Origin of the sequence: Paenibacillus sp. FSL K6-0108, assembly GCF_045040695.1 — a bacterium.
Classification (GTDB): domain Bacteria; phylum Bacillota; class Bacilli; order Paenibacillales; family Paenibacillaceae; genus Paenibacillus; species Paenibacillus pabuli_B.
In genome coordinates this window covers 765,717-779,720 of the sequence record NZ_CP150288.1, presented here as the reverse complement: position 1 = coordinate 779,720, position 14,004 = coordinate 765,717, and the positions used below count along the sequence as shown (strand labels likewise).

At 48.1% G+C, this 14,004-nt stretch carries 13 protein-coding genes; 7 read left to right on the top strand and 6 right to left on the bottom strand.

The genetic code is table 11. The features are described from left to right. Positions 1-165: 165 nt before the first annotated feature. From MHB49_RS03800 to MHB49_RS03785, 4 genes are all read right to left on the bottom strand, one after another. Entirely contained in the window at positions 166-525 is a 360-nt protein-coding gene (locus tag MHB49_RS03800; RefSeq protein WP_405155096.1) for a DUF523 domain-containing protein, read from the bottom strand. 60 nt (positions 526-585) lie between these two features. Further along, positions 586-1,845: a hypothetical protein gene (locus MHB49_RS03795; protein ID WP_405155095.1), complete on the bottom strand. Its 1,260-nt coding sequence runs from the start codon at positions 1,843-1,845 to the stop codon at positions 586-588. Beyond that, positions 1,842-2,420 carry an RNA polymerase sigma factor gene (locus MHB49_RS03790; protein ID WP_405155094.1) on the bottom strand — a complete coding sequence of 193 codons (579 nt, stop codon included), beginning with the start codon at positions 2,418-2,420 and terminating at the stop codon, positions 1,842-1,844. Before MHB49_RS03790 ends, MHB49_RS03795 begins: the two co-directional genes overlap by 4 nt. A 177-nt stretch (positions 2,421-2,597) precedes the next feature. Then, on the bottom strand, positions 2,598-3,332 hold the full coding sequence (locus tag MHB49_RS03785) for a class I SAM-dependent methyltransferase (RefSeq protein ID WP_405155093.1): 735 nt from the start codon (positions 3,330-3,332) through the stop codon (positions 2,598-2,600). Positions 3,333-3,470: 138 nt separating this feature from the next. Here MHB49_RS03785 and MHB49_RS03780 point away from each other — a divergent pair, with 138 nt between their 5' ends. Then, complete coding sequence (locus MHB49_RS03780) at positions 3,471-4,826, top strand: MATE family efflux transporter (RefSeq protein ID WP_405155092.1); 1,356 nt, start codon at positions 3,471-3,473, stop codon at positions 4,824-4,826. A 134-nt stretch (positions 4,827-4,960) separates the two neighbouring features. Here MHB49_RS03780 and MHB49_RS03775 read toward each other — a convergent pair whose 3' ends face one another. After that, positions 4,961-5,317, bottom strand: a complete 357-nt coding sequence (locus tag MHB49_RS03775; RefSeq protein WP_405155091.1) for a FlxA-like family protein — start codon at positions 5,315-5,317, stop codon at positions 4,961-4,963. A 392-nt stretch (positions 5,318-5,709) separates the two neighbouring features. Between MHB49_RS03775 and MHB49_RS03770 the strand changes: the two genes are divergently transcribed. From MHB49_RS03770 to MHB49_RS03745, 6 genes are all read left to right on the top strand, one after another. Then, a complete protein-coding gene (locus MHB49_RS03770) occupies positions 5,710-6,567 on the top strand; it encodes a carbohydrate ABC transporter permease (protein ID WP_405157034.1) in 858 nt (285 codons plus the stop codon). Further along, positions 6,564-7,448 (top strand): carbohydrate ABC transporter permease, encoded by an 885-nt coding sequence (locus MHB49_RS03765; RefSeq protein ID WP_405155090.1) that lies wholly within the window; start codon positions 6,564-6,566, stop codon positions 7,446-7,448. Before MHB49_RS03770 ends, MHB49_RS03765 begins: the two co-directional genes overlap by 4 nt. A gap of 53 nt (positions 7,449-7,501) precedes the next feature. Then, complete coding sequence (locus tag MHB49_RS03760) at positions 7,502-8,893, top strand: ABC transporter substrate-binding protein (protein WP_405155089.1); 1,392 nt, start codon at positions 7,502-7,504, stop codon at positions 8,891-8,893. 130 nt (positions 8,894-9,023) lie between these two features. Further along, positions 9,024-10,031 (top strand): LacI family DNA-binding transcriptional regulator, encoded by a 1,008-nt coding sequence (locus tag MHB49_RS03755; RefSeq protein WP_405155088.1) that lies wholly within the window; start codon positions 9,024-9,026, stop codon positions 10,029-10,031. Positions 10,032-10,065: 34 nt separating this feature from the next. Further along, on the top strand, positions 10,066-11,058 hold the full coding sequence (locus MHB49_RS03750) for an N-acetylglucosamine kinase (RefSeq protein ID WP_405155087.1): 993 nt from the start codon (positions 10,066-10,068) through the stop codon (positions 11,056-11,058). Between the two features lie 52 nt (positions 11,059-11,110). After that, positions 11,111-12,436: a 6-phospho-beta-glucosidase gene (locus MHB49_RS03745; protein ID WP_405155086.1), complete on the top strand. Its 1,326-nt coding sequence runs from the start codon at positions 11,111-11,113 to the stop codon at positions 12,434-12,436. Positions 12,437-12,691: 255 nt separating this feature from the next. Here MHB49_RS03745 and MHB49_RS03740 read toward each other — a convergent pair whose 3' ends face one another. Next, positions 12,692-13,921, bottom strand: a complete 1,230-nt coding sequence (locus tag MHB49_RS03740; RefSeq protein WP_405155085.1) for a glycosyl hydrolase family 8 — start codon at positions 13,919-13,921, stop codon at positions 12,692-12,694. Positions 13,922-14,004 lie beyond the last annotated feature (83 nt).

Below are 14,004 nucleotides of genomic sequence, written 5' to 3'. Positions count from 1 at the left end.
GCACAATAATGTTTCTTAGTTTATAAAAGTAACTATTGTTTTTTTAAAAGGTTTTCAATGGCCAGTTGCACGCCCTGTTGTAATAAAAACAAGTCGCCATGGATCTACTGCTTCCCATGGCGACTTACCTGTAATTCGTATCAGAGATTATTGTGATAACAACAATTACAACTGTTCCATGAACTCATTTTCAGAGATAACCGTAAATCCCTCTTGCCGCAGCAAAGCAGAAGTAACCCCTTCGCCCACGACTTTGTGGTTAGCAAAATTCCCATCGTAGATCATCTGTGTACCACAGGAAGGACTGAATTCTTTGAGCACCACACAGGTGACATCCAGTTTTTGCGCCCATTCAAGTGTCTGATAGGCCGGCTCCCGCGGGGTGGAAAATCCTCCAAGCAGCTCCGGGCAGACCATCTTCGCCTGTTCCTGCTCCACAAGCTCTTGAATCTTTGCATCCAGACTCGCTGTTCCGTTGTAACGGCAGGCTACGCCAGCAAGACATGAACTCACCAAATATTTCATCGTTATGCTCCTTATGCTCCAATCATCTATTTAATTGATTGTACCATATGAAACCAAATTTTAGAGGTCAACTCTTGTAATCATTGTAATCCTTCCATCGTATTCATATCGAACCTTAAAAGTGTTGTAGATCTTTGTCTCTGCTGAACGGAATGTGACCAATCCAGGCGTATTAGGATCTCTTTCAAGTTTATAATGATTAAGATCGATATTGAACATTTGTTTGATTATTGGTGCTGCTTTCTGCCTGATTACACTTTCCTTCATGTTAAGTAACTTCTCAAAGTAAAGCTCATACTCTTCCCGAGTTTCAAGCTCTGGAATCCCCCTCTGGTAATCCATTACTGTATATCCGTTGCTAAATCTCCCACCAATTCTACTTACTAAATACCGATCTCCAAAATACAGGTCCGTTGTATCTTCAAGCGTCTTGCCATTTTGTTCAAAAATTATATTTTTCAAATCAGGTGCGGGCTCACCAGACAAGGCTTCAATCGACATTCTGGCTTCTGTTATTAATTCTTGTGATACAGTGGCAGAACTCACACTACCAGAAACGGATACTGCTTCATCCCTCGTCCATTCGATACTGCCACTGCCCCTACTATTCTCCAAAAACACTGTTGTGAACCATACCGGTTTGTCTTGACCCTGCTTCATTTTCACATAACGTCTGGCTGAGATCGGTTTTAGCGTAGGGTCACTATTTATCCCTTCAAGCAGTGAAGGAATTTGACGCAAATAACGATGCTCCAGCTCATTAGCTGCCATCTCCCGTCTCATTTCCACCTCACGCAGATTGCCTGTTGCTGCATCAAGCCAGATCAAGGCATATTCTGCATCGCCTTCTTTTCCAGCCTCGACGGACACTCTTCCAGAGACAGGCAGGTCCTGCACTTTGGTTATGAGCAGTTGTTTGCCAAGATAGTCTCGCATCGTGACAGCTACATTCTTTTTCATCTTGTCTGTGAGTAGGCTCATGCCGGCATCATCCGTATATTGCAGCGCTGCTGTGGGATATACTTTTTCGATTACAGGCTCCACAATCTGTCCGTTCCAGAGAATGACCGCCGCTGCCACGGCTGCAATCGTCGTGCACGCCATAACGGCTCTGCGGGATCGAAAACGGCGTCTGTGTGGATTGGGCAGTTTTTTTTGCTCGGCAAACTTATCCCCAGCATCAGTCATTTCCTGTGCAGATCCCGTTTTGAGCCAGGCTACCTGGCGAAGTACGTTCTGCTTATGCTCCTCGGTAAAAGGAGACGCCGCAAACGGCTCCTGTCTGACTACTTTTTCCCATTCGTCATTCATATGTTTCATTCGCTTCGCTCCTCCCACTGTTTCCTTACTTTGGCCTTCGCCCTGGACAATCGGGATTTGACCGTCCCTGCGCTGATGCCCAGCATTTCCGCAATTTCTCCCGTCGTAAGTTCATACTTCAGATGCAGCAAAAGCAATTCCCGGAATTTATCCGGCAGAGCCATGATGATGTCCCAGATTTCATGAACGTGCTCCCTGCTGATCGCCTCTGCTTCGGCAGAGGGGTGAACATATTTTTCAGGCTTCATTTCACCCTGGCTCGTATTAACCTGCTCTGTTTCAAATGGAAGCGTCTCTCCCCATAAACTGCTGCGAAAAAATCTGGACTTCCGGTATGTAAATGTCGTGTTCCTAGTAATGGTCAGCAGCCATGTCTTCAATGAGCATTCTCCTCGAAAATGGGCGATCCCGGAATACGCCCGGATAAACACTTCCTGTGACAATTCATCTGCCTGCTCGGCACTTTTGGTCAGAAAGTACGCGTAGTTCCAAACGTCGTTCCCGTACTCATCCATCATGCTGCTAAGTGTGTAATTATCGATCGTCTGAGCGTGTGCCAGATATTGATAGTCCAACTGATATTCACCTCACTTAATAAGACTGCGTCCAGTCGGGTTTGGTTCCCAAACGCAATATTTTCCCACCCCATTCCTGCAAAATAAAATAAACCAGCAAGGTCCAGATGCACTGAACGCGCTGGTCTATCGATGATAAAGCGAGCTATAGCTCTCATTTTCCAATCTCACAGCCACTTATGCCTTAACGGCAGCAATCATCAGAAACATCGGCCGACGATTCTCGTCTCGCATACCGGGAACCTGCTCCATCATCTCAGGAGATGGCTTAGACTCGGCTACCTGTTGAATGACAAAACCAGCCTGAATCAATTCATTCAGATGAGTCGCCATCGTACGATGATATTTCACCACGTCCTGATTCAGAAAGTTCGCTACCCTCTGCCCTTCCTCTTGATAATGATCCACAGGCCAGTGCTGTATCTCACCCTGAGGTCCGTAATGCCAGTCCTGCTCCGCCCGCGCCGTAAAGATGGGATGTTCCGCAGACAGGACAAACGTACCTCCCTGGACAAGACATGCATTGATTTTGGCATATACCTGATCCAGGCGCTCGATATAATGCAAGGCCAGTGAGCTGATCACCACATCAAACTGTCCGGGTGCAAAATCAATATCCTCTATCGCCATACGCTGGTACTCGATCTGAGGATCATCCGTCATCTCGCGTGCCCGTTGCAACATATTTTCAGACAAATCCACGCCAACCACAGAACTCGCCTGTTGCTCACGTGCATATCGACAGTGCCAACCAAAGCCGCACCCCAGATCCAGTACGTTCTTACCCTTTAATTCAGGCAGCATCGTTTGCAGTTCATGCCACTCGCCAGCAGCCTCCAGCCCTTGGGTTGATCGGGCCATCTGACTGTAATTGCCGAAAAACTCGGCTTCATCGTATTTGTTTTGCTTCATAAAGAGATTCCTCCCGTAACATAAAAGATGCTCTATTAACTCTACCATATAAACGGTCATCTTTTGGAAAAGTTGCCAACCAAATTCTCGGCATGTTATTATACAGAACGAACGTTCAGTATAATAACGGAGGTCACCATGAACAGTAATTGGATGCACCCACTGGAAAGGCAATCTGTAGGTAAGGCATTTGTAAGCTACCTCGTGCCTTCCATATTAGGGATGCTGGTTGTCGCTTTCAACTTTATTATCGACGGCATTATGGTTGGACACAAACTGGGTTCTACAGCACTGGCCGGAATCGGGATTGCTTCTCCTGTCTACACGCTTTTTGTTGCCATGTCACTATGGATTGGAATGGGCGGGGCAACCTTGTATTCCACCTATATGGGTAAGAAAGATCTCACGACAGCGAGACAACTCTTCACCAAATCCATTGCGATTATTTTGCTGATTACGATGCTTATTGGATATACGGCATATACTTTCAGGGATAAACTTGTCTTCGCCCTTGGCGCCAATACTGAAACATTCCCGTTTGCTGCGGACTATATGAACATTATGCTGTTGTTCGGTTTTGTCTTCACCATTGAGAATGCACTCACAATTTTTGTTCGTAACGACGGAAATCCCAACACATCCATGTATGCTCAGATTACGTTTGCAGCAGCAAACATTGTGCTTAACTATGTAACGTTATATGTATTGGAATGGGGCGTACGTGGTGTTGCGATAGGTACAATTGTATCGGCATCTCTGGCCCTTCTTGTGTTGCTAACTCACTTTTTCAAAAAAAATAATAATCTTAGATTCACCCGATTCAAATGGAATACCAAAATGCTGGCTTCCATAGTACTCATTGGTTTTCCCAGCTTCCTGGCTGAACTGGGCATGTCCGTCTTCTCCATCTCTCACAACATTTCATTGGATCGGATTGCGGGCACGGATGGCGTGGCATCTTTTACAGTTTTAAACTATATTCATGGCGTTGTACTGCTGGCATTTCTCGGCCTGGCCTCCGCTGCCCAGCCTTTGGTCAGTTATTATCACGGAGCCAAACAGATGGATCGGGAAAAACAGACCATTCGTTTAGCCTCCAGAACGGCTCTGGCATGTGGAGTTCTGCTGTTACTCGTTGTACAACTCGGCGCACCTTATTTTGTGCAAATCTTCGGAAACTTCAGTGACAGCGTGACGGATAACGCCGTGTACGGTTTGCGAATCTTTACTTTTGCGTATTTGTTCATGGGTATTAACTTTGTCATGAGCACGTACTTCCAATCTGTCGGAAATGTCAAAATGGCCATCTGGATTACAGCTGCACGAGAGATGATTATTATGGTAGCGTTGATTGCGATCCTCCCTTCATTCTTGGGTGTCACTGGCGTATGGCTTGCCGTTCCGCTATCCGAGATGGTGGTTCTGGTGACTATCGGCATGTACTATAAAAAACGGTCCATCTCTGAACGGATCAACGGTTTAACGATTGAATAAAACATGTACATGTGAACAAAAAAGACCTGCTTGATCTATGGAGATCAGGCAGGTCTTTTGGTTGAGCTAATCAGCTATAACTTATCGATTAATCGTTCGTTTAATATAATTTATATTCGGTTTTGTATAACATCTTATATCCGAATATCAAATCGGCCATTGCTGTCCGTCGTTGCATTGGCAATTTCTTGCGGGGATGCTGCTTTCATGCCATTGTTCGCAGGTTTAGCTGGCGGCGCTTCTTTGGTGCCTGTTGTAGCGCTGCTTTGGGAGCTTTGCTGCGAGATTTGAGCCTCAATTTGCTTGATTTGCTGCTGCAGCTGCTTCGTTTTGGTCTCCTTGGTTTTCTCATCGTCCTTGCTGGATTGTACTTTCTCCAATTCGGCCTCAAGCTTCGTCTTTTGTTTTTCCAACTCACTTGTGCTGTTTGAACTGGATGAAGACGTCGATATGTAGGATGTCGTAGAACTTGCTGCTGAAGAAATATTCATTATGATCTCCTCCTCTTTCTTGGTTCCACTATATCCCATCCAAACAAAAGGAACGTTAAATTCAACTGAAAGGTTGCTGAATAATTGGCTTCCGCACCTTTCTATATCAGCCTTTGTCAGGCATTTTGAAAGAACTTCCAAGGCATCAATGAAGGTAGCCCTTTCACATATCCAAAAAAAGGGTTGATAATTGAGAAACCATCCACTATGATAATCTCATTAGTCCGGACAATAAAGTTAAAGCACTTTAACTTTCAATTACATAACATCATATGAAACCTTTTATTAAAGGGATAACTTAATTACAAAAGTTAAAGCGTTATAACTTTATATCCAATAGGAAGGTTGGTGTTTATGTGACCCATCGCGAAAGCCGGCGGCAGACATTTTACATGTATCTCTTCATCTCTCCATGGCTTATCGGTTTCATGGTGTTTGCCTTGTATCCGATTCTGTCATCCTTGTATTACAGCTTCACGGACTATGACATTATCCACCCGCCCAAATATGTCGGATTCGCGAATTACAACGAAATGTTTCACAATGACCTGTTCTGGAAATCTGTTGTCGTAACGGTGCGCTATACCTTTATCAGTGTACCGATTCAGCTGCTGCTGGCACTTGGATTTGCTCTCCTGCTCAATATGAAAATACCGTTCCGCGGATTTTTCCGCACGGCCATGTATTTTCCAAGTATGGTATCCGGCGTGGCGATGTCCTTGCTGTGGTACTGGATTTTCAACCCATCGATTGGTCTGTTTAATTACGTGCTGTCCTGGTTCGGCATCAGTGGACCATCGTGGCTTATGAGCCCTGATTATGCGCTTTACGCTCTCATGATCATGTCCTTCTGGACGGTAGGCTCAGGCATGATTCTGTTCCTGGCGGGACTTCAGGGCGTTCCTGCCAGTCTCGTGGAAGCCGCCAGGCTTGACGGTGCAGGCCGATTCCGGATTTTCCTGAACGTGACCCTGCCCATGATTTCACCGGTACTATTGTTCCAGCTAATTATGGGCGTCATCGATTCCTTCCAGGTGTTCACGCAGGCGTATGTAATGACCCAAGGGGGCCCAAACTACTCGACCTGGTTCTACGTTTACAACCTGTACACCAGTGCCTTCAAGGAATACAGAGCAGGATACTCATCGGCACTTGCGTGGGTGCTGCTGATTGTCGTCATGGCGTTTACGGCCCTCATTATTAAACTCTCGAACCGTTATGTTCACTATGAAGGAGGCGGACGCAAATGAGTACAATTCCGACTACCGGCCCAGGCGCTACACCTTCTGTGAATAAACGCCGACGCAAAATTGACGCGGTCAGCATTGCCAGCTTCATTGCCCTGGTGGTCACCACCTTTCTCATGCTTCTCCCTTTGTTTTTCATGGTCTCGACCTCGCTGAAATCGAAGAAGGAACTGCTGAAGTTTCCTCCGACCTTTCTGCCGGAATCATGGCAATGGAGTAACTACAGAGAGATTTTCGACACGCTGAACTTCGGTCAAATGTATATGAATAGTCTCATTATCGGCATTTTGACCGTTGTCGGCACCCTGTTTTCGTCGGCCCTTGCAGGCTATGGCTTCGCCAGATATCGGGGTAAAGGCAGCAACTTGTGGTTCATGCTCATGCTCAGCACCATGATGCTTCCATATCCGGCGATTATGATCCCCCAGTTCATTCTCTTTTCCAAGCTGAACTGGATTGATACCTTCCTGCCGCTGATTGTCCCTGCGTTTTTTGGTTCGGCATACAACATCTTTTTGCTGCGACAGTTCTTCTCCACCCTGCCGGATGAGCTGTTTGACGCAGGGCGCATCGATGGCTGCAGCGAGTTCCGGATGTGGCGGCAAATTGCTCTGCCTCTGTCCGGACCGGCGCTTGCAACCGTTGCGATCTTTGCCTTCATCTACAGCTGGAATGACCTTCTTACGCCTGTGCTCTATTTAAGCTCATCGGATAAGTTTACGCTTCCGGTCGGTATGTCTTCCTTCACATCTTCGCGTTTCCGAATTCCGCCGTGGCATCTGCTCATGGTTGCATCTGTGCTTGCCATGCTGCCGATCGTGGCCCTATTTGCGATAGCCCAGAAGCGGTTTGTGGAAGGAATTGTACTTACAGGCATCAAGTAAAGGCTCCGCCGCAGCGGCGGCAAAAAACTTGAATTTATGGGGGACTGTCATTCATGAAAACATTAAGGATCAAAAAGTCTTTTACACTTTTGCTTGCAACCAGCATGCTCGTCGTATTGGCATTGTCCGGCTGTAGCGGCGGCAAATCAGCGGGAGATGTCGTACCTGGTAACGATAGCGATAGCGCTAAATCAGGTGCCTCAGGTGGGCAAGTAACCATAACGCACTATACCATCGATTCCGAGGATCGCACCTTTATTGAAAAGCTGGTTCCGGATTTTGAAGCCAAACATCCGAACATTAAGGTCAAAGTTGAAAAAGCTCCTTACGAGCAGTTCGACAGTAAGCTCCAAACGCTGATTGCCGGCGGCAAATCCCCTGACGTCACAAGCCACTATGGCTACGGCGGTTTTGCGGAGTATTACAACAAAGACATGCTGCTCGACATGAATGACATTATTAATGAAGACGGATTTAAAGCATCGGACTACAGCATCCCGGATGACCTCATGAAAATCTATACCGTCAAAGACCATGTGTACGGTATCCCGGTCAACATGTACGTTACTTTGATGCTCTACAACAAAGACATGTTCGACGCTGACGATGTCCCATATCCTCCAAGCGATTACGAGGACAAGAGCTGGACTTTTGACAAAATGGTCGAAGATGCAAAGAAAATGACGCATGTATCCAACGATATTGCCAAAACCCAATATGGCGTTGACTTCACATGGTCCGAGCGCGATATGCGCCCGCTCTATTTTGGAGCAGAACCCTACTCCCAGGACACCTGGACGAACGGTGGCGTACCATCCGAGACTTATTTCACTTCGCCGGAAGTCATCGCAGCCTATAACAAGCTGTTCAACCTGATCTTAAAAGATAAAGTGTCTCCGACAACGGAATGGAGCAAAAGCGTAGCAGGGCAAAACGGCGATGCTTTCGTAACCGGTAAGGTAGGCATGACTGTCAGCGGCTCATGGAGTCTTGCCGGCTCTAACGACTTTCCGTTCAAGGTTGGCGTGGCTGCAGTGCCTGCCGGTGGCAATGACAAGGTCCGCAGCGTGCTGTTCGTCGACCCGCTCTTGATTCTGAAGGGCTCCAAGCATCCGAAGGAAGCTTTTGAATGGATCAAGTATCTGGTCAGCGACGAGGTTCAGGAAAAATCCATTGAACTGAGCGGCGGCAATCCTCCTGTAAATACGAAGGCAGCCGAGACCTATTACAAGCATTTTGATGGCATCGATCCAGCAGATGTGAAGAAGGTATACGAAGGTGCAGTGAAATACGGATTTGAATCCTATAACCACCTGATCACCCACTATTCTCAGATCAACGACATGTTCATCAACGAGATGCAGCCAATTGATACGGGACACAACACCGTTGAAGAAGTGATGCCGACAATTCAGCAAAAAGTCATGGAAATTATCAAACGTTAACATTATAGTTGTGCCGTCCCGCAAGGGGCGGTGCATCTACTAAATTAGCTTCGCGGCTAAGCCTCCGTACATGTATACTAGTGTTAAATCAATATAAAGTACGGAAAATCTGCCGCAGGGAGAGTAAACAATGAAGGTTAGCATATTTGATGTAGCAAAAAAATCAGGATTATCCGTTGTAACGGTTTCTCGGGTACTCAATGGTGCCGAATCCGTTCGTGAGAAAAATAGACAAAAGGTGCTCGACGCGATTAAAGAGCTTGATTACCATCCCAACGCCGCTGCGCGGAGTTTAGCCCGCGGCAAGACAGGAATCGTGGGTCTGATCATGACCACTCTTCAGGACTCCTTCTTTGACGCCGTTGTTAAGGAACTGAACGAAGTGCTTTCGCTTCACGGCTATTTTCTTGCCGTTTCGGTCTCTACCGGCATTGGCTCGGATGGAAGTCATTACCTGATTCAGGAGGACCGGGTGGACGGTCTTATTCTGCTCTCGCCGATAGAAGAAGATAATTATATTGTGGAACTGAAGCGGCGCAATATCCCTTATGTCCTCATCGACAATCAGAAGCCGGACAATGATACTTTTTCGGTAACAATCGATAACTACAAAGGCGGCTATGCCGCTACGAAGCATCTGCTTGATCTGGGGCATACCTCCATCGCACACATCAGCGGAGACGACATGTTCCGCAGTACGAAAGAGCGCCGCAGCGGTTTCCTGCAGGCCCTTAAGGAACAAGACCTGACTCCGTTTGACATGATTACAGGCGATTTCGAAATCGATTTTGGTTATGACATCTGCCGCAAATGGCTGCGCGAGGGCCGCCTCCCTTCTGCGGTGTTCGCGGGCGATGACCATATCGCGCTCGGGGTCGTGAATGCCCTCATGGAAGAAGGCATCAAGGTCCCTGAACAGGTAGCAATTGTCGGCTATGACGACCAGTATATTTCATCCAAGCTGCACCCCCATCTGACTACGGTCCGGCAGCCTGCCGACCGCATTGGGATTGCTGCTGCGGATATGCTGCTGAAACGTATGGACGGTACGATGAAACGTGGGGCTAATGTGCAAATCGACCCTGAACTCATCGTGAGAGAATCTACCGGAGCACCAATAGAAGATACGACCGGATAAAAAAATATAAATTTATATATAGGAGTGACGACCATTGACGTACTACTTGGGTATCGATGGGGGAGGAACAAAAACATACGCCCTGCTGACTGATGAATGCGGCAATGTGCTTGGCAAAGGCATGGGCGGCAACGGCAATCACCAGATTGACCGCGCCTTGGCCGCACAAAGCATACGGGAAGCTGCAGAAGGAGCCCTGAACGAGGCAGGACTGCAGATTCATGAAATCGCGCACACTTATTTCGGACTTGCGGGAGCGGATCGGGAGGCAGATTACCGAATCCTCCACCCTCTGGTTCAGGGAATCGGATTTACCCGGAATTATTCGATTAACTGTGACACCATGATCAGCCTGCGCTCAGGTACGAACCAGCCTTACGGTGTCGCACTGATCTGCGGCACAGGCACCAACTCCGCAGGCCGCAATCCGGCAGGAGAGCATGTACAGGTCGGCGGTTTTGATTATATGTACGGCGATTTCGGCGGTGGCGGTTCCCTCAATATTGAGGTGTTCCGCTCTGTCATCCGTTCCTGGGACGGTCGTGAGCAGACAACGCTCCTGACACCCCTGCTGCTGAACTTCCTTGGGTATGACAGTGTCAGCGATATGTTCGATGATTTCCAGGATCATGGCAAGCATGTGCCTGTCCACACTGCGAAGCTGCTGTTTGAAGCTGCCGCAGAGAACGATGCTGTAGCTCTGGAAATTCTGAACCGTCAGGGCGTCGAGCTTGGCAAATCAGCGGCAGCAGTCATCCACAAGCTCGGAATGGAAAAGGACACCTTTGACGTGGTACTGGCAGGAAGTCTGCTAACAAGGGGAGACCGAGGCTGGATTCGCAGTAAGGTTGCACAGGCTGTCGCAACCATCGCCCCGAATGCGACCATCGTAACGTTGGCCACTGAGCCTGTCGTCGGTGCTTTATGGTCTGCTATGGATGCAGACGGACATGAGGTAAGCCAGGATGTATATGACAAAATGCGGGCATTCCGCGAGTTCGAACATATTAAGCAAACAACAAGATAAACGCAGGGGACGTCATCATATAAAATCTTAAAAGACTGGAGTGTGGTATGAAGTGGATAATAAACAAGGACTGAAAATAGCGGTAATCGGCGGTGGATCCTCCTATACTCCGGAGCTCGTTGAGGGCTTCATCCTTCACCATGCCGAGCTTCCGGTACGCGAGCTGTGGCTGGTCGATATTGAGCCGGGACAGCGCAAACTAAATATTGTTGGCAACTTGGCCAAACGCATGGTGGAGAAATCCGGCCTTCCGATTGAAGTCCATTTGACATTCGACCGCCGCGAAGCCATCAAGGGTGCGGACTTCGTCAGCACTCAAATGCGTGTCGGCATGCTTGACGCCCGTGGCCGCGATGAATCCATCCCCCTGAAATACGGCGTGATCGGTCAGGAAACCACTGGTCCCGGAGGCATGATGAAGGCGCTGCGGACGATTCCGGTCCTGCTTGATATCTGCCGTGATATTGAAGAACTCGCTCCTAATGCCTGGCTGCTGAACTTTACGAATCCGGCGGGTATGGTCACAGAAGCCATTCTAAAGTATTCCAACGTTAAAAGCATTGGTCTCTGTAATGCGCCGATCGGCCTGATCAAGCAGACTTCGGCCAAATATGGCGTAGAAGCGGACCGCATCTATGCTGAGTTTGTCGGCCTGAACCATCTGCACTGGATTACGCGTATTGATGTGAACGGAGAAGACAAACTGGATGAGATGTTGGCTGATACAGCCGGTTACAGCGCGAAGAACGTGCCTGCAAGGGAGTGGAATCCGGAATTCCTGCAATCCCTGCATGCCCTTCCTTCCTACTATCTGAAATATTTCTACATGACCGATGCCATGCTTGAAGAACAGCTGGAATCCTTACAAACAGGCGGAAACCGTGCGGAAGTGGTTAAACGCGTCGAAGAAGAACTGTTCGAGCTTTACAATGACCCGGACCTGAAAGATAAACCGAAACAGCTGGAGCAGCGGGGCGGCGCCTTCTATTCCGAAGCAGCCGTAAACCTGATGCGCTCACTGTACAACGGAACGAATGACATTCAGACGTTGAACGTAGCCAATCAAGGCATTATTGATTTCCTGCCGAACGATGCCAGCATTGAAGTCAACTGCGTTGTCACCAAAACCGGCCCGCTGCCCCTGCCGCTAACCAAGGTTCCTCCTATGGCCGTCGGACTGATCCATGCGGTTAAAACCTATGAGCGCCTCGCCATCGATGCTGCCGTAACCGGCGATCGTGGTTTGGCCATACAAGCATTGGCTCATCATCCTCTGGTCCCTTCGGTCGAAGTGGCGATTCAGATGCTGGATGAAATGCTCGAAGCCAACAAGGAATATTTGCCGCAGTTTTTTACTGAAACTGCAGCTAATGCATAATAATTCGGCTATGACCCATTCTTCCTAATGCCATAAAAAACGTCTATCAGCGTACCTTCACACCAAACGAAACCGCCGTAACCCAGGATTTCCTGAGCTATGGCGGTTTGTCGTTTCCAAGCATTTGCCCATCTATATCACTCGCTCCAATAGGTCAATAAATCATTCTTCTAGCTCTCCTTCCATTTAAAAAGCAGGCTGGGAGCTAATCTCCCTGCCTGCTTGCATATGAGCAATCAATCCATTTCAAGTTGTTTAGTATGTCCACCAGTTGCCAGACATCACGATCATGGAGAACAGCTTGATGCTGTCTTCATAGTAGCCTTCATTGGAGCTGCCCGCCGTTTTGGTCCATACGGAATTCAGCCAGTTTTGGTTCGTGGACAAGGTCATAGCGCTGACACCAAACGGTGCATAGAACGCGCCGCTGCCGCCGGAACCTGTAACCGTGCCGTTGAGTTTATAACCATCCTTTACGCTGCTAGGGTTGCCACTTACTTTGGTCGTAATCCAGCTGTTCATTTGGCTGAGCTGATTGAGCGCCCGGCTGTCACCCGTCATCAGATAATCCGTTGCGATCCGCCAAGGCGTACGACACGAGTTGTAATCGTAGTTCCCATCGTTCGCCCCTTCCAGAAAATCAGCTGAAGCCGGCTTGTACGTTGAACCCGACAGAACGACGAAGTCTGGAAGCAATCCGGTTGATGAACTATACCCGTTGTATAAGGAGTTGATAATGGTATAGGTTTTGTCGATCACGTTCGCCCATCTGGCATCACCCGTTGCAGCCTGGAACGCCTTCAAGTGATTCAGCATAAAGTCTGATGGACGGGTAGCATTTTTGTAGGTGTTGTCCGTTGCCCAGTCGCCAAGACGCAGCGTCCATTGAGACTGATTCACGTCACTTTGCATAATGGCATTGATGATGTCCTTGCCGGCCTGAAGGTAGTTGATGCTGCCGCTGCTCCCCCACTGCTTGTCCGCAAGCAGGAGCGAATAAGCAATGTCCATGTCTCCATCCGTGGCCGAGTCGGCGCCTTCAATGTTCTGGAAGCTGCTGTTTTGTTTCCATGCCATCAGTTTCGAATTGTTCGTACTCGGATGAGCCTTATAATATTGATAAAGTCCGTCGAAATAGGTCTGCGCGTTGCTGTCATAACCAGCCATTAGAACTGTTGCCAGCATTCCATACCCGTGAGCTTCAGATACAGTATCCCCGTTGGACTGATATTTCACATAATACTTGCCTGTGCCTGCTGTTTTCAGATAAGCTGATTTCCAACTGTCCCATTTTGCTTTCACGGCGCTGTCCATCGCACTTTGTGTAACATGGTTCGGCTTGATCGAACCGCTGGTATATGTCGTATGCTGCGGGAATGGCTTGTTTGGAGCGGCGAAGGCAAAGCCCGCCGGAATAAGAAGAAAAACGAGACAACACATCATAACAGCCTTGCTGCTAACCGAAAATCTCCTGTTTTTTCTCATAAAATTACGCTCCTTTTTAGGTCCAAATGGGTCTTGATCCATGACATAACCTTTAAGCCGAAATTCAGTGCAGCATCTTGATG

Bases quoted from the DNA above. Each gene is read 5' to 3' on its own strand.
- MHB49_RS03800 (WP_405155096.1), bottom strand. From the start codon at position 525: ATGAAATATTTGGTGAGTTCATGTCTTGCTGGCGTAGCCTGCCGTTAC.
- MHB49_RS03795 (WP_405155095.1), bottom strand. From the start codon at position 1,845: ATGAAACATATGAATGACGAATGGGAAAAAGTAGTCAGACAGGAGCCG.
- MHB49_RS03785 (WP_405155093.1), bottom strand. From the start codon at position 3,332: ATGAAGCAAAACAAATACGATGAAGCCGAGTTTTTCGGCAATTACAGT.
- MHB49_RS03780 (WP_405155092.1), top strand. From the start codon at position 3,471: ATGAACAGTAATTGGATGCACCCACTGGAAAGGCAATCTGTAGGTAAG.
- MHB49_RS03775 (WP_405155091.1), bottom strand. From the start codon at position 5,317: ATGAATATTTCTTCAGCAGCAAGTTCTACGACATCCTACATATCGACG.
- MHB49_RS03770 (WP_405157034.1), top strand. From the start codon at position 5,710: ATGTATCTCTTCATCTCTCCATGGCTTATCGGTTTCATGGTGTTTGCC.
- MHB49_RS03765 (WP_405155090.1), top strand. From the start codon at position 6,564: ATGAGTACAATTCCGACTACCGGCCCAGGCGCTACACCTTCTGTGAAT.
- MHB49_RS03760 (WP_405155089.1), top strand. From the start codon at position 7,502: ATGAAAACATTAAGGATCAAAAAGTCTTTTACACTTTTGCTTGCAACC.
- MHB49_RS03755 (WP_405155088.1), top strand. From the start codon at position 9,024: ATGAAGGTTAGCATATTTGATGTAGCAAAAAAATCAGGATTATCCGTT.
- MHB49_RS03740 (WP_405155085.1), bottom strand. From the start codon at position 13,921: ATGAGAAAAAACAGGAGATTTTCGGTTAGCAGCAAGGCTGTTATGATG.